Annotated in this window: 18 protein-coding genes (1 of these 18 only partly in view); 7 read left to right on the top strand and 11 right to left on the bottom strand. The window is 52.0% G+C overall.

What is annotated here, in order from left to right; genetic code table 11:
- On the bottom strand, window positions 1–911 hold the 5' portion of the coding sequence (locus tag PsW74_RS11855) for a sodium:solute symporter family protein (protein WP_063290177.1). The gene continues 466 nt to the left of window position 1, outside the view; 911 of the gene's 1,377 nt are visible here — the first part of the coding sequence; the start codon lies at window positions 909–911; its stop codon lies off the left edge, out of view.
- 470 nt (window positions 912–1,381) lie between these two features.
- The gene (locus PsW74_RS11850) at window positions 1,382–2,023 is read right to left on the bottom strand and encodes a class I SAM-dependent methyltransferase (protein ID WP_063290178.1); all 642 of its coding nucleotides are present in this window, start codon (window positions 2,021–2,023) and stop codon (window positions 1,382–1,384) included.
- A 277-nt stretch (window positions 2,024–2,300) separates the two neighbouring features.
- Between PsW74_RS11850 and PsW74_RS11845 the strand changes: the two genes are divergently transcribed.
- On the top strand, window positions 2,301–3,215 hold the full coding sequence (locus tag PsW74_RS11845) for a LysR family transcriptional regulator (RefSeq protein WP_244271788.1): 915 nt from the start codon (window positions 2,301–2,303) through the stop codon (window positions 3,213–3,215).
- A 165-nt stretch (window positions 3,216–3,380) separates the two neighbouring features.
- Here PsW74_RS11845 and PsW74_RS11840 read toward each other — a convergent pair whose 3' ends face one another.
- Window positions 3,381–3,842: a DUF805 domain-containing protein gene (locus PsW74_RS11840; RefSeq protein WP_208987950.1), complete on the bottom strand. Its 462-nt coding sequence runs from the start codon at window positions 3,840–3,842 to the stop codon at window positions 3,381–3,383.
- A 291-nt stretch (window positions 3,843–4,133) separates the two neighbouring features.
- Between PsW74_RS11840 and PsW74_RS11830 the strand changes: the two genes are divergently transcribed.
- Window positions 4,134–5,189 (top strand): helix-turn-helix domain-containing protein, encoded by a 1,056-nt coding sequence (locus PsW74_RS11830; RefSeq protein ID WP_063290182.1) that lies wholly within the window; start codon window positions 4,134–4,136, stop codon window positions 5,187–5,189.
- Here the strand turns inward: PsW74_RS11830 and PsW74_RS11825 are convergent.
- The gene (locus PsW74_RS11825; protein WP_063290183.1) at window positions 5,186–7,021 is read right to left on the bottom strand and encodes an SLC13 family permease; all 1,836 of its coding nucleotides are present in this window, start codon (window positions 7,019–7,021) and stop codon (window positions 5,186–5,188) included. The two genes, PsW74_RS11830 and PsW74_RS11825, sit on opposite strands and share 4 nt — an antisense overlap.
- 375 nt (window positions 7,022–7,396) lie before the next feature.
- Between PsW74_RS11825 and PsW74_RS11820 the strand changes: the two genes are divergently transcribed.
- Window positions 7,397–8,104, top strand: coding sequence for a DUF4336 domain-containing protein (locus tag PsW74_RS11820; RefSeq protein ID WP_063290184.1), 708 nt, complete (start codon window positions 7,397–7,399; stop codon window positions 8,102–8,104).
- A gap of 90 nt (window positions 8,105–8,194) precedes the next feature.
- On the opposite strand, the gene PsW74_RS11815 is transcribed toward PsW74_RS11820, so the two are convergent.
- From PsW74_RS11815 to PsW74_RS11795, 5 genes are all read right to left on the bottom strand, one after another.
- Window positions 8,195–8,566: a DUF4345 family protein gene (locus tag PsW74_RS11815; protein ID WP_063290185.1), complete on the bottom strand. Its 372-nt coding sequence runs from the start codon at window positions 8,564–8,566 to the stop codon at window positions 8,195–8,197.
- 123 nt (window positions 8,567–8,689) lie between these two features.
- Complete coding sequence (locus tag PsW74_RS11810) at window positions 8,690–9,922, bottom strand: biotin/lipoyl-binding protein (RefSeq protein ID WP_063286059.1); 1,233 nt, start codon at window positions 9,920–9,922, stop codon at window positions 8,690–8,692.
- Window positions 9,915–10,343: a hypothetical protein gene (locus PsW74_RS11805; RefSeq protein ID WP_208980968.1), complete on the bottom strand. Its 429-nt coding sequence runs from the start codon at window positions 10,341–10,343 to the stop codon at window positions 9,915–9,917. Before PsW74_RS11805 ends, PsW74_RS11810 begins: the two co-directional genes overlap by 8 nt.
- A gap of 117 nt (window positions 10,344–10,460) precedes the next feature.
- The gene (locus tag PsW74_RS11800) at window positions 10,461–10,955 is read right to left on the bottom strand and encodes a GAF domain-containing protein (RefSeq protein WP_208987949.1); all 495 of its coding nucleotides are present in this window, start codon (window positions 10,953–10,955) and stop codon (window positions 10,461–10,463) included.
- Window positions 10,956–11,046: 91 nt separating this feature from the next.
- Complete coding sequence (locus PsW74_RS11795) at window positions 11,047–11,379, bottom strand: metalloregulator ArsR/SmtB family transcription factor (RefSeq protein WP_063286436.1); 333 nt, start codon at window positions 11,377–11,379, stop codon at window positions 11,047–11,049.
- Between the two features lie 113 nt (window positions 11,380–11,492).
- On the opposite strand from PsW74_RS11795, the gene PsW74_RS11790 reads away from it, so the two are divergent.
- Window positions 11,493–12,407: a permease gene (locus PsW74_RS11790; protein WP_063286061.1), complete on the top strand. Its 915-nt coding sequence runs from the start codon at window positions 11,493–11,495 to the stop codon at window positions 12,405–12,407.
- Window positions 12,408–12,484: 77 nt separating this feature from the next.
- Here the strand turns inward: PsW74_RS11790 and recQ are convergent, their stop codons facing one another.
- On the bottom strand, window positions 12,485–14,311 hold the full coding sequence (recQ, locus tag PsW74_RS11785) for a DNA helicase RecQ (RefSeq protein ID WP_063286062.1): 1,827 nt from the start codon (window positions 14,309–14,311) through the stop codon (window positions 12,485–12,487).
- A 363-nt stretch (window positions 14,312–14,674) separates the two neighbouring features.
- On the bottom strand, window positions 14,675–15,145 hold the full coding sequence (locus tag PsW74_RS11780) for a DM13 domain-containing protein (RefSeq protein ID WP_063286063.1): 471 nt from the start codon (window positions 15,143–15,145) through the stop codon (window positions 14,675–14,677).
- A 371-nt stretch (window positions 15,146–15,516) separates the two neighbouring features.
- Here PsW74_RS11780 and PsW74_RS11775 point away from each other — a divergent pair, with 371 nt between their 5' ends.
- From PsW74_RS11775 to PsW74_RS29300, 3 genes are all read left to right on the top strand, one after another.
- Complete coding sequence (locus PsW74_RS11775; RefSeq protein WP_063286064.1) at window positions 15,517–15,885, top strand: group 1 truncated hemoglobin; 369 nt, start codon at window positions 15,517–15,519, stop codon at window positions 15,883–15,885.
- 183 nt (window positions 15,886–16,068) lie between these two features.
- The gene (locus tag PsW74_RS11770; protein ID WP_063286065.1) at window positions 16,069–16,926 is read left to right on the top strand and encodes a CPBP family intramembrane glutamic endopeptidase; all 858 of its coding nucleotides are present in this window, start codon (window positions 16,069–16,071) and stop codon (window positions 16,924–16,926) included.
- 109 nt (window positions 16,927–17,035) lie between these two features.
- On the top strand, window positions 17,036–17,500 hold a 465-nt coding region (locus PsW74_RS29300; RefSeq protein WP_208987948.1), incomplete at its 3' end, for an MFS transporter.

Below are 17,500 nucleotides of genomic sequence, written 5' to 3'. Positions count from 1 at the left end.
ACTGGCGGCATAACGCTCACAATCACAAAGGCCATGGCATTATTAGGGTTCAGGTCCGGGTCCAGCGCAAAGGCCACCAAACCAATGGCTCCGGTGATTGCAAAGAAGAGAAAAGAGAACAGCCCGGAATAGAGTGTACCGCGCGCCGCGGCAGACGCGGTCTTCCCCGCCAGCAAGCGCTGCATATAAGGAGGCACCAAAGTCTCCCCAAACATAAAGACAAGAATAAGCCCAATCAGCCCCATCCAGCCAAAGTCCGGCCCAGGCAGGCTTAGATGATCTGGCGGCACCGCCGCAAACAGCGCATCAACACCGCCAATTTGATAAATGCCAAAGCCCAGCACCAGCGGCATGCCAATCGCAAGAATAACGAACTGCACCACATCGGTATAGACCACCGCCCGCATACCACCCAGCGTGGTATAAAGAATAACAATGCCGCAGCCGATCCCGATGCCCCAGAACCGGTCCAACCCAAAAAACACGTTGAAGATAACGCCAATCGCCCCAACCTGCGCGCCCACAATACCGCAGCACAACAATAAACCGCAGACACCCGTGGTCAGTCTGGCCAGCTTGCCATAGGCCTTGCCCATAACATCCCCAACAGACACCGCATCAGGAAACGCCTTCATCTTGGGTGCAATCAGCGTGGCAACCGCAATCTCTTTACAGCTGAAGCCCCACAGCGCCACAATGTTGGCAACGCCATATAAAAACACCTTCTCCGCATTTCCGGTAGAAAAGCCCCCGCCGATAAAAGAGGCGGACATGGTGGCGAAGATAACAAGAGCCCCAAACTCACGCCCCGCCGTCGCATAATCCTTCAGCCCCCGCTGAATCCGACCACCCCACAACCCCACCACAAGTATGCCAACCAAATAGCCAGCCACGATAATCATATCGATCATCAGCAGGGGTTCCTTTTAGACACCAACAGGAGCAATCGCGCCCACGTCTAACAGGAAGACATTACGTTGTAGTGAGGTGAGAGATTAAAAGGCGGGGTTTGGGGGCAGTTTCTGTCACGCCGTTGTTATAGGAGCATACGAAACTTAAGTTCCTCACAATAGAAGCACGTTGCTCTGATCAATTACTGACAGTCGCTTCAGTGCAGAAAACTCATCGGCTTTATGTATTTGCATTTTTTTAATTGTATACTCTTCCAACAGTCGTGAGGTATGGATAGCACTCCATTCAAGCACCATCCATATACTCGATACGGACGAAGTAGATCTTCGCTGCAACTGCTCGAACGACCCTTAGTTCGCTGTGAGGCGAAACATGACAACTATAAAGAACGCAGCTCACGAACGATATTAATACTAAGGGCAACTTCCAACAGAAAGGCGGATACTGCGTTTGTGTGCCAGGCGCTTGACTAGGATACCTTCTTTGTAACCACAAAATAGCTCGATGCACCCTTGAAAATTTCCTCAGTCTCAATGACCTGCAACCTTTCATCATCCAACAGATCGTCCAAGTCTGCACTCTTGAGTTGTCGAATGGGCACGGGAATAACCCCAACCTTTAACAACGCTTTGACCAACAAAATTTGCAGTGTAACCAAGGCTGACTTTTTGCCACCCAAGCAAGGTGTTACAGAAATAAACAACCCGCCAGGCTTCAGCAGTTCAACCGTTCTTTGCACAACACTTTCCGGATCAGGCACTGTGTGCAGCATGTTGAATGCCAACACCACATCGAAAGAACCACTCTCGAACTCTTCATCGAAGATATCAGCTTGTTCGAAATCAACGTTGGCAATGCCACCTGTTGTGGCCTTTGCCTTTGCGATTTCGATCATCCCGGTTGAGATATCAATCGCGCGCACGCTGTGAACCAAGCTGGAAATCTCGCAGGCGGTTGTGCCTGTTCCACATCCGTAGTCCAACACAATGTCGGTATCCTTCAGATGTCTTTTTGTGTTCTCGCGGCTGCGACTATGAATGAACTCAAATTTCTCTTCTGTGTTGTCATAGTTGCTAGCGGATTGATCCCAAAACCTTTCCAATTTGCTCATTCTGTCTTTCCTGTATTTTGAACGTGATCTTGCAGCGCTTCGTCGCAATTGTGAGCTCCACGTCAATGTCCTACTGAGTCTTTCTAGTTGCTTATCTACGCCTTGTTGCGCGGTCGGATTTGATAGTCACAATCAGCTGCAACAAAGCCAAGGCTTCCTGTCGTCCCTTGCTCATACATAATACCCATACACCAATGGTCGTTCTATTGACTAAATACGTTGGTTGTGTATACGTAAATCGATGAACTGGCAGGCCGTATCATTCGACTGGAACCAAGTGAGAGCGTTCCACGCTACCGCCTTAGAAGGGTCGTTCAGTGCTGCGGCTCGCGCATTAGATACGACACAGCCAACAATCAGCAGACAGATATCCGCTCTCGAAGCTTCACTCAGTGTCACTCTGGTTGACCGCACTGTTAAAGGGCAAACGTTGACCCCAGCGGGGCAAGAACTCTTAGCCCACGTACGCTCCATGGGTGAGGCTGCAACGCTCCTGTCGATGGCAGCCGACCGTCAGTCGCAAAATATTACCGGGGAAGTCGTGTTAACCGCAACCGACCTTATGGCAGCAGCCTTTTTGCCCGTCATATTGTCTAAACTGCGGAGCCAGGCTCCCGGCATTACAATCCGCATTAACGAGTCCAGTGGAATCCAGGACCTCATGTTACGCGAGGCAGACATCGCGATCCGACACGCCCGACCAGATCAAAGTGACCTGATAGCAACCCATGTTGGAGACTTGAGAGCCAACTTATACGCTTCAAGCGACTACCTGACACGAGTTGGTCGACCACGCACAAAAGAAGATGTGGTAGACCATGATTTTGTGGGCATCCCCGATCCTGAACGTCTGATTGCGCCGATGAACAACATGGGCATCCCCCTCCGATCCGCAAACTTCGTGATGCAGCCGTGTTCGAGTATGGTCACTTGGGAAATGGTGAAGTCTGGTCATGGGATTTCAATGCTGCCCGAGGTCTTAGGAGAAGTTGAAACTTCTGTCGAAAAAGTACTCGTAGACCTGCCCTCTATGGAGTTCCCTATCTGGCTGGTTACTCACAGAGAACTTCAAACAAGCCCACGGATCAGAACAGTATTTGACCTTTTGGCCAACTATCTTGGAAAGATCGCTGATGCCCGCATCGAAGATACAAGCAGTTTGTCTTCGTTATTATACAATGAACTTCCCTAAACCGGACATTCGCCGCTCTGCTGAAATCCGGTAAATTGGGCTCAACAAACCCATGACAAATCCAAGTTACGACGAGCACAAAATTTCACCTACAGCGTATCTCCGAAAAGCAGAAACCAGTTTTCGGATAAGCACACCTCTACACCTAAGCTACAAAACCTTAGCTCACACAGCTACCGGGACCGCCTCAACATCATACTTGTTCGGTCCCTTAGTCCCCGCTGCAAAACCAACGTTCGCCAGTCCGCCCATTGCCACGAATGCAAACACAAGACTGACGACAAGTGAGGCAGCATATTCCGGGAGTGTTGGGAGGATGGCGAAGTAGATGGACGGAACAAGGAAATAGAGAACAAACCACCAGCCGGATTTTCCCATGTCATGCAAGCGCCTGATCATTAGCGAAAACTGGATGTAGTAAAGGGCAATGGACATGAGAACTGCCAGGGTCTTTGGGACGGGGTGAGAAGCGATCGGGAACACTTCAATCATGAACACCAGACCACACATAAACAGGCCAATCCAGAACAGGTTAAACAACCAAAACTTCGCTCTGCCCAACCTGCCTTTAATCCCAAGATAGAACATCCCACCACCATATTGCTCATGTGCGTTGAAGTCGGTCACGCAACTCTAAAGCGCCCAAACTCATCGCAGTATTCCCAAAATATTGAGGGTGCAGATAACAAACCTGTTTCTGATGCAAAACCGATTGCAGGTGGTAAGAAGCAAACCGTCGCAACTGTCTTGAAGGTGCAGGCTGAGGAACGCATTTTTGCTCGTGATAACTGAGGCTTCAAAACCCTCCTGAACGCCATAGGCATCTACTAAATTATATAGGTGCCTGCAGTTGTGTACTTGTCAAATACATCACATAGTATGCATGTCTAAAGCATTCATGCAGCAGGAGGCGGGCCGTTGAGTGAGGCAATTCAAACGGAACCGATCGTCGGCCTACCAAGAAACTCATTCTCATTAAATTCCATCCGGCGAAAAGACAGATTTGCATTTTGGCGAGAGAGCTTAGCCTGTCTTTGCGAGGCGGAAATTCACCGCGGCGAGGATCAGCTGGATTTCTTCGGTGAGATCCAGTCTGTACTGTTCGATTCCCTCATGCTCTCTCAGGTGACAGCGCAGGCCCACATCGCCAACCGCACCAATGCGGCCATGGCGCGAGATGGCGTAGATCATTATTTGCTGATGGTTCATGATGAGGGCGACGCCGAATTCTATGCAGGACCAAAGAGCGTCAACCTCAACAAGGGTGACTGCATTTTTCTGGATTTCTCACAGGAAGGTGGCTCAATCTCGGGCAGTTACAGCAATCGCTCCATTCTGATTGCACGCGAGCAGCTTGCACCCCTGCTGCACAGCCCGGATGACAGCAACTTAAAAACACTCCCGGCGGCCCATCCACTAAACGTGATTTTGCGCGAACATCTCTCCTCAGTCAGCGCCCAGACCAGCAAACTAAACATGCAGCAAGCCCAGCAACTCGTGCCCGCAACCATGGGGTTGATTGCAGCATGCCTGAATGGAATGCCTCATGAAAGCGAGGCAGGGCAGGAAGGTGTCAATCTGGCCTTGATGACCCGCGCCCGCCGCATTATCGAGGCAAACCTGACCAACCCCAACCTGTCTCCGGACTATCTCGGCGGCGCTATAAACGTATCGCGCAGCAAACTCTACGAGTTGTTTCTGTCCTTCGGCGGCGTCAGCAAATACATCCGCGACAGGCGCATGAAGGCCGTCTTGCGCGCACTGCTAGACCCGCGCAACGCCTACAGAGCAACCTATCAGGTCGCTTTGGACTTTGGCTTCATGAATGAAAGCAGCTTCAGCCGTATGTTCAAACAATACTTCGGCTTCTCCCCTCGCCAGGTGCGCTCAAAATCCTTTGAGATCACCGCAGCCGCTCAGGGAGAAATCAAGCAAGGCCGACAATACGAAGACTGGATCCTGAACCTCAGCTAGAACGGCAGGAACACCGGAATGAGCAGGGTGGCAATCGCCAGCGCCATGATCTGCAGCGGCACGCCAATCACCACGTAATCCTTGAACCGGTAGTTCCCCGGTCCCATCACCAGCGTATTGATGGGCGAGGCCACAGGCGTACAAAACGCCGTCGAAGCCGCAATCGCAACGCTCATCAAAAACGGCTCAGGCCGCACACCCATAATAGCAGCCACCTCAAACGCAACAGGCGCGATAAGCACCGCCGTCGCCGTGTTCGACGTAAACTGGCTGAAAACAGAGGTGAGCAAAAACAGCGACATCAGCATCACATAAGGCGGACTATCGCCATAAAGCCCAACGATCTGGTCCACGATCAACAGCAGCCCCCCCGTCTTTTCCAAAGCGGTGGCCATGGGCATCATCCCCGCAATCAAAATCAGACTGGGCCAGTTGATGGAGGTGTAAGCCCGATTGACCGAAACACACCCCGCACACACCATAGCCGTCGCCGCCAGCACAACCGCCGTCACACTAGGCACCACGCGGAAAATGATGAGCGCAAGCATAACCGCCAGAATACCAAGCGCGACAGGCGCCAGCTTGCGCCGCGGCAGATAGTTCTTGATCTCCTCCGGAAACGCCAGCAGAAGAAAACTCTCGCGCGCCGCCTGCAGTTTGCTGATGTTCTCCCAGTCCCCAACCACAAGCAACTGGTCCCCAAACTTCAGCTCAATGTTCCCAAAGTTCCCGTGCAGAGTTTCCCCCTTACGGATGAGCCCAACAACGCTCAGGTTGTGGTTGGTCCGAAACCCGGCACCACTGATCTTTCTGCCGATCAGCTTGGAATCCGGCGCCACGATCAAATCCGCCATGCCAAGCTCACGAGCAGAAAGGTGATGCCCCTCCTCGCCCATCGGCAACAGCTCCAGCCCAATGCAGGCAAACACATCCCCGCTGATAGGCTCCTGCATCACCCCAAACACAATATCACCAGCCTTGAAGGCACGGTTTGTCTGGGTCGATGTCACCTTCAACCGCTTGGTCGTGGTGGAGGTATACTCCAACCCAAACAGTGTAAGCCCAATCCGCCGCCGCAGCTTCGCGCTCACAACAGTCTGCCCAACCAGCTCAGAATCCTCACGGACCCGCAAGCGGACAATCTTGTCTTCAATATCGTAGGCTTCCAAAAACCCCTGCAGCGTCCGGCGCCCCTGCTCCGTCGCCCCTTGTGGTCGCTGCTGACCGCGCAAAAACAGGCGCCCATACACCAGCATGTAAATCACTGCGACAATGAGAATAACGAGCCCGATCGGCGTAAAGATGAAGAAGTTGAACGGCTCCATACCAGCATTTTGCAACTGAGCATTGGCAATCAGGTTGGGCGGCGTCCCGATCAGCGTCAGCATCCCCCCAATCAGCGCTCCATAAGCAAGTGGCATAAGCAGCCGCGAAGGAGAAAGGTTGGAGCGGCTCGCAAGGCGGATAGCAACCGGAATAAAGATCGCCCCTGCCCCGGTCACACTCATAACAGACGCCAGCGCCGCAACCGTCAGCATCAGCAGAACGATCAGCTTCCACTCCTGATCCCCCGCAATCTGAACGATCTTGTCTCCCACCGCATAAGAAATCCCGGTTTGAGCCAGCGCCTCACCAACAATAAATAATCCGGCAATCAGAATAACAACCGTGGATCCGAAACCCGAAAGCATTTCAGCAGGCGTCAGAATACCAGACAGCCCAAGCGCCAACATCACCATGATCGCAACAAGGTCCAGTCTCAGCTTGTCGGAGACAAACAGGATGACGGCTGCAAACAATACGAAGAAGGTGAAAAGCATTTCCCAAGACATCGTCTTAGAGTCCTTCGAGAAGTAAATCAGAGAGTTCTGGTCGCAAAATCTGTGCGATGTATACGAGGCATACTCGGCAGATCTTAATAAGACAGGAGGTCTTATAGGCCACCGCTTAGTTTATCACGAGATATATGTAAACGTTTTGCTATCAAACCGCGTATTTGTGACTGTGGATATATTATAGGTTATTACCCCTATACTTTATTCAATTTCGCAAATGAGCATGAATTCCCTTCATCAAGCTGGCATTCATCCCACTTTTGTCCTCCACTCTTGGCAAAACAGATGGTTTCGTCACATCCCGGGATATTCTAGAATTATGACCATAGGGCACAAAATACCACGCGCCTGACTTCCACAATGAGGAACGTCATGTCAACGCTTTACTCATTCGCTCCGGAAATATGGTTGGCAAGTGGACCAGTCATCACAGCCGCACTTGGCTTTCGTTACTCAACCCGCATGGCGGTCATTCGCCTGCAAAATGGCGAGCTCTTCATCTGGTCGCCCATAGCTTTGTCAGATAAATTGAAAGACCAAATAGATGCGCTCGGCCCCGTTCGCCACATCATCGCACCAAACCATCTGCACGACAGCTTCCTTGCGGAATGGGCCATCGCTTATCCTCAGGCCCAACTCCATGCCGCCCCTGGTCTGGCTGAAAAGAGACCAGATCTGTCCTTCAGCTCTACCCTGAGCAACACGCCCCAGGCTGATTGGCAAACAGAGATTACCCAGTCTGTCGTGGGTGGCAACTCCATTACAACAGAGGTGGTGTTCTTTCACAAAGCCAGCAGAACCACGCTGTTCACAGACCTGTTGCAGCAGTTTCCTAAAGGATGGTTCAGAGGATGGCGGGCCCTCATTGCACGGCTCGATTTGATGACAGAACCAACACCAAGTGTGCCACGCAAGTTCCGCGTCGCCTTCCGCGATAAGACAACAGCCCGAAAAGCACTCAGAAAAATTCTCGGCTGGCCGACAAAAGCGGTCGTGGTCGCACACGGAAATCCTGTAACCACTGACGGTGCTGCTTACCTTGACCAAGCCTTCCGCTGGTTGAAGATCAGTTCACGCTAGCTTATCGACGCATTAGAAAATGCAAAGCGGCGGAGAACTCTGGTTCCCCACCGCCTAAAACTCCAAGCCCTTAAAGGAGCATTGGTCCTCTTAGAAAGGCCGTAAGAAAGCACCAAGCAAGGCTGCGATAAGAACGAGCTCAACAATAAGCGGTGGAACAACTTCTTTTACAAATCCATCTGCCAGCAAGCCGACAACACGGCCCAGCGCAACAACACCCAGCAAAATGGCAACGGCAACATAGGCTTGAGGTTGCGCCGTCACAAACCCAATAATCAAAAGCGCAACACTTGATAAGAACAGCCCACCAATCACAGATCGGATCGTGCTCAGACCCGCAACACCAACCGGCTCAAGCGCAAAGTTCTTCGTCATGTGCGACGGAGCAAACATTGAGACGGTCCCCAGACCGAGAAGCATAAGTGTCGGGGCGCCAACCATAATGAGATAGATAAGATCCATAGGTTCTCTCCAGATTAAGTAACTACAGCGTGTCTCCGAAAAGTGGAAACCGATTTTCGGATAAAGATACGCAAAAACAAAGACTAAAGCAGTTCAGGTGTTTCAACTTAAATGCGAACTGCTTTAATGACCGGATAACACCAACACCTTGACTGGGAAGGCCAACGCCTGGAACCGCAAGATCAACGCATGCATGATCGAGGTAGCATCTACCATGTGATAGTAAAGGCCGCCCCAGAACCCAAACTCACCCGCTGCAATCTGCTCACCATAATTGCTGTAGGCATTGGCAATGCACTTGCTGCCGGGAGGAATACCATTCGTATCACCGGGATAAAGCGGCTCCATGATCACCAGCAAGGTTCCCGGACGCGCAACATCCTGCGCATCCACCAGCTGATCCGTCGGACGGAACTGACCTGAGGAGATAAAGTCCTGTGTGTCCACCACGACCATCGGAATAACCTCAAACGGCCGCGATGCACAGGTGATCTCTGCCGCCATGCCAACCTTGATCACAGTAGCAGTAATCTGCCCAAAGCCCGCCTGAAACCGCCCATACCCCGTCGTAGAAGGTACGAGAATACCAGCAGGACGTAGGATCGGGCTTACAATATCACCCGGCTGAAGAATGAACTGCGTGATCACGCCATCAACGCCAGCATAAACAAACTTCTTGTGATAGGCGGATTCCGCCTGATGCAGCCGCGCAATCGCACTGGTCCGCTGTGCAGGCAGGCTCACGGTAATCTTCGTCTGCACGATATCCCGGTTAGCAACAGCCGCATCCAGCTGTCCTTTGCGCACAACCACCTGATTTTCGCGCGTATCAATTTCTTTCTGCGTCACAACATCAGAATTACGGCGTTGCAGATCCAGCGTCCGCTCCAACTCACTGACGGATTGATTATAGGCGCCCTGCGCCTGAGAGATCATGGCTTCCGCACTGATCAGCTCAGAGTTCGCCAGCTGGATCTCAGCATCAATTTCATCTACTTCACTCTGCGCCGTATCCACCTGAGCTTTCTCAGTAGAGGAATCCAGCGTAAACAGCAGTTGCCCGGCCTTCACATGCTGGTTGTTCTCCACCACCACCAGATCAACCCGCCCCGCCGTTTCCGGCAGGATGGAGACAGTGCGGTAAAGCGACAGCACGTTGGACGTGGTTGGGTGATAGAAGAAAACCAGCGTGATCAGCGCAATGGTCAGCATCAGCGCCCCGGTAATCCCCCAGCGCAGTTCATACCACACCGTAAAAAACGTAATCTCGTGCCCGATCCGCTTACCCTGCTTATAGCGACGAAACAGATAGTCCGGCAGGATCGTCACAAGCGAGCAAAGAAGAAACTCAATCATTCTGTTTCTTCCCCTTTATCGTCTTGCGCAAAGAGTTGGCGATGGTGTTAAGCGGTGTCTCATAATCCGGCAGGTTAATCGCAGCCAGCAACAGCGCTGCAATCCAGAAGTAGTTGTTGTGCGTAAACAACGCCAACACCGCCAGTAAGGCCACGATCTGCATATGCGACCGCCCATACTTGTGTGCCATCTTCTCTGGCAGGGCATGCAGGGAAAAGTAAAAGACACCCGCCAGCAACACCGCACCAATGGCGATGAAGATGGTGACCACCATCAAAACATCTGTACTGCCCGGTGCAGTGATGAAGATAGGAAGATGCCCAGCGAATTGCTCATGTTCGCCACCAGAAGCCATAGCCTGTACCGCTCGTCTCTCAGGGGTTGCATGGTGCCAGCGCAGAACGCGGACGGAATGGAGCATCTTTCATGCCCCATTCATGGTTACCCTGAGAGAAACAAATCGGGAGAAACTCGGCGAAAATGGAAGGTTTCGAGCCTTAAGGTAAAGGCCCACTAAGCGAAAACAGATGAATTGAAATCAAACCGCAGCCAGCTCTTCCCGCGCCTTCAAAAAGAGCGGCGCCAGCGCCTGCGACAACGCAAAGCTCTTCTCCGCATCTGTTTCCGTGTAGGCATGGTCTGCATCCAGCAAGTTCACCGTGCCAATTACCTCGCCTGACACCACCACAGGCAAGTTCAACGTTGCACCAAGCCCCATGGCTGCGATCTTCTCATGGTCGGGAAAGTAGTCCTTCACATCTTCAATGGTGTATCCAAGAAACGGCTTCTGCTGCACAAGCACGCGCTCATACCAGCCACCTTCTTTTTCAATCGGCTTGGTGCCAGAGGTGCCATAAGAGCCTTCCGCGCTGGAAAACAACCGCACCACATGGCTCCCGTCAGGATGCGTCACGGTAAGCGTAAACAGCTTGTATCCGGGAAACTTTGAGAACAACACGCCCGCTTTCTGTGCAGCCTCCTGCAAGCTGGTGCTCTCCGCTACAGCCTGCACAAACTCAATCTGATCAACCACTTTAAATACCTGCAATTGTGAAATGCAGATACTGTAACTCCTCCGTGCTGACCATCAAGTCAGAGAAACTCAACTAAGCCTCTTTCAAAGATCAGCCACGCTTCAGCTCTTTAAGACCGTCGTCATCCGTATAAAACTTGTCATCGATACAGCACTCAGCTCGCAAAAACTGCAGAACTTCATCCAACTGCTCAAACTGAGCAACACAGTAAAGCACCCGCCCCTCGCGCCGCTGTTTGATCAAGCCTGCAGAGGCCAAACCAGACAGATGATGCGACAGTGTTGAGCCCGGAATCTCCAGTTCCTCCTGCAATGTACCCACGGCAAGGCCTTTATAGCCAGCTTTCACAAGCCGCTTATAAATTGCAAGACGCGTTACATGTCCAAGTTCTTTCAAGGCCTTAGCAGTTTTTTCGATATCCATCTCATTCACCAGAATTTCTTATATTTCGATATTACTAGAAATATCTTGACATGAAAACCTATTATTCTATTATTTCGACAAATCCGGAAATATCGTAATAAGGATCATACCCAATGTCACTGTCCTCTGAAATGCTCATAAGCAGCCTGGAAATGTTCGCAGTGCTTGCTGTGGAACTGACGATCCTCTTTCTGGCGATCAGTTACTTCGTCGGCATCTTGCAGGAATACATTCCGCCAAGCCGCGTGCAGAAGATCCTCAGCAGTCAAAACGGCAAAGGCTATGTCACAGCAGCAGCGCTTGGCGTCATCACCCCATTCTGCTCCTGCTCCACCATCCCGTTCCTGAAAGGCCTGCTCCGTGCCCGTGCTGGCTTTGGCACCATGATGGTGTTCCTGTTTGCCAGCCCACTGCTTAACCCGATTATCATCGGCTTGTTCGCGGTGACTTTCGGTCTGGGAGTCACAGTGTTCTACTTCACCATCGCATTGGCGGTCTCCATCATCGCAGGTTACACGCTTGAAAAGCTTGGCTTTGAGAGGTTTGTGAAACCAGAAGCCTACTCTGCCCCATCCACCTCTTCATGCAGCAGCAGCTGCGGCGGAAGCGCGCCAGTTCAAAACAAGTGGGCAAGGGTATGGAACTCAACATGGGCAGACTTCAAAAAAGTCCTGCCATACCTGATCGGCGGCATCGCCATCGGCTCAATGATCTATGGCTTCATGCCAACAGATCTGGTGTCCTCTTGGGCGGGTGAAAACAATCCACTCGCAATCCCTGTGGCCGCTATCATCGGCATCCCGCTCTACATCAGAGCAGAAGCCGTGATCCCGCTCACCGCAGCACTTGCAGGCAAAGGCATGGGCCTCGGCGCAATCATGGCCCTCATCATCGGCAGCGCAGGCGCCAGCCTGACAGAGGTTATCTTGCTGAAGTCCCTCTTCAAAAACCAGATGATCGCCGCTTTTTTGGTCGTGATCCTGGGAATGGCCGTCAGCGCAGGCGTACTCTATTCGCTGATTTTTTGACCCTAGAAACCTCAAAAACCCTGCAACTCACGCAGATCAGACCCTACTAACAATCAGGTTAGTGGGGTTTGTTTTTTCTAATCGCGGATGATCTCCAGGAAGTCAGGGCCAAACCGTTCCAGCTTGGACTCGCCAACACCAGAGATTTCCAGCATCTCTTCCAACCGCTGCGGGCGTTCTACTGCCATTTCAATCAGGGTCTTATCATTGAAGATCACATAAGGAGGCACATTCCGCTCTCGCGCCAGTTCCATCCGCCGCGCCCGAAGTTTCTCAAACAGCTCCTGATCCGCAATGTCCTCAATCTGAGCCCTAGCTGGCGTCTTAGTCCGGCGCTCCATCTTCGCAGAGTTGGCAAGCTGATCCACCTTCAGCTCAATAGTCCGGCGTTCCTTCAAGAACTCCATACCCAGAGCTGTCATCTTCAAAGCTCCATGAGCATCATGATCAGCGTAGATCAAACCAGCAGCCAGCAGCTGCCGAGCAATCGCGTTCCACTTGATCTTGTCGAACTCACCACCAATGTTGAACGTCGACAACTGGTCATGCCCGCGGGAGGTGATCCGCTCACTCGCATTACCAAGCAGAACATCAATCACGTAGTTCGCCCCAAAGCTCTGCCCCGTGCGCAAAATGCAGGAGAGCAGCTTCTGCGCGGCAATAGTCCCATCCATAGTCTTCGGAGGATTCAAACAGGTATCGCAGTTACCACACGGTTCGCACTCATCGCCAAAGTAGCGCAGCAGAACAGAGCGCCGACAGGTCGCCGTCTCACAGTAAGCGAGGAAAGACCGCAGCTTCTGCCGCTCAATCTGCTTCTGGCTCTCTGGCGCTTCACTTCGGTCAATCATCTGGTTCAGGAACACAACATCCTGCATGCCATAGACCAGCCACGCCTCAGACGGCAGGCCATCACGCCCAGCGCGGCCCGTCTCCTGATAATAAGCCTCAATGTTCTTGGGAAGGTCCAGATGCGCCACAAACCGCACGTTGGGCTTATCAATGCCCATACCAAACGCGACCGTGGCCACCATGATCATGCCTTCTTCCTTGATGAAGCGATCCTGATTGGCCTCGCGTACGGAACTGTCAAAACCAGCATGATAAGGCAGCGCATCAAAGCCCTCATCAACCAGCCAAGCAGCCGTCTCCTCCACCTTCTTGCGCGACAGGCAGTAGATGATGCCACTTTCGCCAGCTGGCCGATCTTTCAGGAAACGCCGCAACTGCTGCTTCGGATTACTCTTGATGCCCACGGTGTAGGTGATGTTAGGCCGGTCAAACCCGGAGGAAATCAGGCGCGGTAGATCGAGACGCTCTTGAATGTCCTTCCGCGTCGGTTCATCCGCCGTTGCGGTCACTGCCAAACAAGGCACACCCTCAAGCTTCGCCCGTACATTGGTCAGCTCTCGGTACTCAGGGCGGAAGTCATGGCCCCATTGGCTGATACAGTGCGCTTCATCAATCGCCAGCAGCGCGATCAGCCCACGCTGGTTCAGCTCTTCCAGCAAACCAACAAACTCAGGCCGCACCAACCGTTCCGGCGCCACATACAGCAGATCCAGCTCCCCAGCCCGTAAATCCCGATAAGCGGTCTGAATGTCCTCACGAGAAAGCGCTGAGTTGATGGACGTCGCCCGCACCCCAAGCTCGCGCAGTGTCGCAATCTGGTCCTGCATCAGCGCAATCAGCGGAGAAACGACAACACCCACTCCACGGCGACACAAGGCAGGCACCTGATAGCACAGCGACTTACCTGCCCCTGTCGGCATCAACACACAGCAGCTCTCACCAGCCATTACGCTATCAATCACAACCTGCTGATTGCCACGAAACGCGTCGTAGCCAAATACTTTTTTCAGAACATCATGTGGCGAGGCAACAATATCTTGAGTAGGTGTCATTGGCAGCAGACTTAAAACTTTAGTAAGAAGATTACGTTTGATGCATAGTTTGAAATCTCATTACTGAGTTTCATCATCAGGTATGTTGTAACGCTTAATCAAAATCGTAGTGTACTCAGAACGTGAACCATCCCAACCACACTCAACACAGGCCCCATCAGCGAACTTATGATCGCAGTGCGGGTACCCATGAATAATGTGCGAGCATTCATTGCATAGGTCCACCATCTTTGAAGATTCAACAAAGAATGAACTTTCACACTCTACACATTGTTTGATTTCATTGTTCATCAGCCACGAGTAACACGAAACATGAAGGTTCTAAAGAACGATTAGAACATCGTATCTACAGCTTCCATCACCTCACCGATACTTCGCAGCAGAGATAAACTCACCAAAGGTTTCGCACCACACCAGCACGGTGTTGTAGGTCTCAATATCAACGCCCTCAGGCACATTCAGCAGGAAGCCGTCGAAGGTTTTGACGTCGCCAATCAGCACAGAGTTGTCCTTGATCGGCAGGAACTCATCTTCGTGCTCAACAAACTCAGTAGTGAGGTAAACTTTATAATCCGGCCCCGGAGCAAGACGACCCTGATGAACGATCATCTCTGGAGAGATACTCACCTTGCCCTCACCCCAATGCAGGAAATCACTGCCACGCAGGTCACGGTTAAACTCTGCAGAATATTGCGCGTTCTGTGCTTTCTGCTCCAGTACGGCAGTCTCAGGAGAATCCGGTGCAGTCAGGATAGGCAGGAAGTAGATCCCAAGCGCAAAGCCAACAACAAGCACTATGGTGTGCGAAACAAGCAATGCAACAAAACGGATCATAGGAGTTCTCTCGGTTTACAAGGTCAAAATCATTATGATCATAAAAGCGATCACATCAAAGTGTCTAGCAACCACGTATGAGGATGGCAACAAAGCTACCTCATTGTAATCAATCTCAAAATCTCAAAACACTGTGAAATACCGTGAAGAGCCCACGGTTTCCTAATCGGTGCTCATATCACCTCAAAACCCCCTTCTCTCACACACAAAATACCATCAATTTCAACATGTTAACACTATCCACTCTAACCAAATGAGTGACCTGAGCCTGTTTATCCATGAAATATGCAGACTTAACATTCATCAAGTAGATTTACCTAAATGATGTTTAGCCTCAGCCCTTTAACCCCCTAGGACAAAAGGTCTGAATTATGAGCGAAAAAACTTTATACGAACGCCTCGGCGGCTATGACGCGATTTCTGCAGTCGTCAACAACCTCCTCCCACGCCTACAGAGCGATGAGCTGCTCGGACGCTTCTGGCAGAACCGCGGTGATGATGGGATCGCCAGAGAAAAGCAGCTCCTGATTGATTATCTGGCAAACAGCGCGGGCGGACCTTTGTACTACACAGGCCGCGACATGGTGATCACACACACCGGCATGGGTATCACCGAAGCAGATTGGGACGTATTTTTAGCCCACCTGAAAGCCACTCTGGAAGCTTTCAGCCTGCCAGAAGCTGAGTTCAACGACACCGTTGGTTTCGTGAGCAGCCTGAAAGAGGAAATTCTGGTTTAGCACCCCGATTATTTTCCAGAGCATTTAAACGCGCATCCCCCGGTATCTGGCCGCTGAGTTCAGGCCGGGTGATGCTTCCTTCCACGCAACCCAACCATTGCACATTTGACTTAGCGGCAGCTTTACCTCACAGTTTCAGAGAGTTCATTTTTCTGCCCATTGCGACACCCACAAAGTTTCATCATGCCGCTTTCATTGAGTGCCTATCTTAGTCTCGGGTTAGCTATCGCAAGCGTCCCACTCATCACACAGCGATGGGTGCCGCTCACCTTATTCGCTCTCTCACTAGTCCTTGCAGTCACCGCAGGCGTACTGAATGCAACCGGGCTCCTGCTCGTTCTCAGCTGGGCTGTGGTCTGTGCGGTCCTCTTCCAGCAAAAGCACCCTGTCTGGCTTTATTATGTGATGGTTGGTCTGCTGTTGCTGGCAGGGCATCTGGTGATGACGCATGAAGCTCCCGGCTTTCATAATCTTCAGGTCCTGTCTGGTGCAAAAACCAGCCCGGATGCTGTGCCATACTCGCTTTACCTCAATTTCGATAAGGCAGCTCTGGGCTTCCTGCTGTTTCTCTTTGCAGCCCCCCGCATCCGCACAGCCAAAGACTGGCTCCGCAGCCTGCGCATAACACTGCTGTTCTTCATTCCGGCAGCGGCAGTGTTGATCGGCGCAACCTACGCCGCAGGGCTGGTGGTGTTCGACCCGAAACTGGTGCCCTTCTTACCAATCTGGATCTTTGCGAACCTGCTGTTCACCTGCGTGGCAGAAGAGGTCTTCTTTCGCCAGTTCATCATGGGCCAGCTGATGGAAAAGCTCGGTCGCAGTTTTTGGGCAGGCACCGCGGCACTCGTGATCTCCTCACTCCACTTCGCCTACTACCATCTGGATGGAGGCCTGCCTTATGCAGCCTTTGCCTTCGTCGCCGGGCTGTTCTACGGCGCCACCTTCTGGAAATCAGGTCGTGTAGAAGCCGCCATAGGCGTCCACTTCCTCGTCAACCTCACCCATATCTTCTTCTTCACCTACCCCATGTTGGCGAAGTAAGGCAGGCAACCACCCACGATACCTTTTCCGTAAGAGAATGCTGCTAATCATTGCTCTGTCACGTGCTCGCACTTCAAGGCCTCGAGCTCTCGGAACAAAGGGTGGCTGAATGTCCAGATCGCAAACGAGGCTAACACCACGTTCAATCATCGCTGCGACGAGTGGAAACGTTCTGGAATGGTATGACTTCACCGTTTACAGCTTTCTCACGGCAACAATTGCCACCCAATTTTTCCCGTTAGAAAACAGAGTGGCTTCACTGCTTTCTGCATTCGCCGTGCTGGCTGTCGGCTATGCAGCGCGCCCTATCGGCAGTGTAATCTTTGGTCATATTGGAGATCGTGTGGGCCGCAAGGCCGCCATGATGATCTCCGTCCTGTTGATGGGCGGAGGTTCACTCGCGATTGCCCTGCTACCCACATATGGTCAGATTGGGATCGCCGCAGCCATACTTCTGGTTCTGGTAAGGATCATTCAGGGTATTGCTGTCGCCGGAGAATACACCGCCTCCGGTGTCCTCCTGGTGGAGCAAGCAGAGCCGGAACGCCGGGCATTAACGGGAGCATGGATTGCA

This window comes from Pseudovibrio sp. W74 (assembly GCF_001623085.1).
In the GTDB taxonomy this organism is placed as follows: Bacteria; Pseudomonadota; Alphaproteobacteria; order Rhizobiales; family Stappiaceae; genus Pseudovibrio.
Note: the sequence above shows the minus strand (reverse complement) of the source record. Positions and strands in the feature narration are given on the sequence as shown.

Bases quoted from the DNA above. Each gene is read 5' to 3' on its own strand.
- PsW74_RS11850 (WP_063290178.1), bottom strand. From the start codon at position 2,023: ATGAGCAAATTGGAAAGGTTTTGGGATCAATCCGCTAGCAACTATGAC.
- PsW74_RS11825 (WP_063290183.1), bottom strand. From the start codon at position 7,021: ATGTCTTGGGAAATGCTTTTCACCTTCTTCGTATTGTTTGCAGCCGTC.
- PsW74_RS11820 (WP_063290184.1), top strand. From the start codon at position 7,397: ATGTCAACGCTTTACTCATTCGCTCCGGAAATATGGTTGGCAAGTGGA.
- PsW74_RS11815 (WP_063290185.1), bottom strand. From the start codon at position 8,566: ATGGATCTTATCTATCTCATTATGGTTGGCGCCCCGACACTTATGCTT.
- PsW74_RS11810 (WP_063286059.1), bottom strand. From the start codon at position 9,922: ATGATTGAGTTTCTTCTTTGCTCGCTTGTGACGATCCTGCCGGACTAT.
- PsW74_RS11805 (WP_208980968.1), bottom strand. From the start codon at position 10,343: ATGCTCCATTCCGTCCGCGTTCTGCGCTGGCACCATGCAACCCCTGAG.
- PsW74_RS11795 (WP_063286436.1), bottom strand. From the start codon at position 11,379: ATGGATATCGAAAAAACTGCTAAGGCCTTGAAAGAACTTGGACATGTA.
- PsW74_RS11790 (WP_063286061.1), top strand. From the start codon at position 11,493: ATGTCACTGTCCTCTGAAATGCTCATAAGCAGCCTGGAAATGTTCGCA.
- recQ (WP_063286062.1), bottom strand. From the start codon at position 14,311: ATGACACCTACTCAAGATATTGTTGCCTCGCCACATGATGTTCTGAAA.
- PsW74_RS11780 (WP_063286063.1), bottom strand. From the start codon at position 15,145: ATGATCCGTTTTGTTGCATTGCTTGTTTCGCACACCATAGTGCTTGTT.
- PsW74_RS11775 (WP_063286064.1), top strand. From the start codon at position 15,517: ATGAGCGAAAAAACTTTATACGAACGCCTCGGCGGCTATGACGCGATT.
- PsW74_RS11770 (WP_063286065.1), top strand. From the start codon at position 16,069: ATGCCGCTTTCATTGAGTGCCTATCTTAGTCTCGGGTTAGCTATCGCA.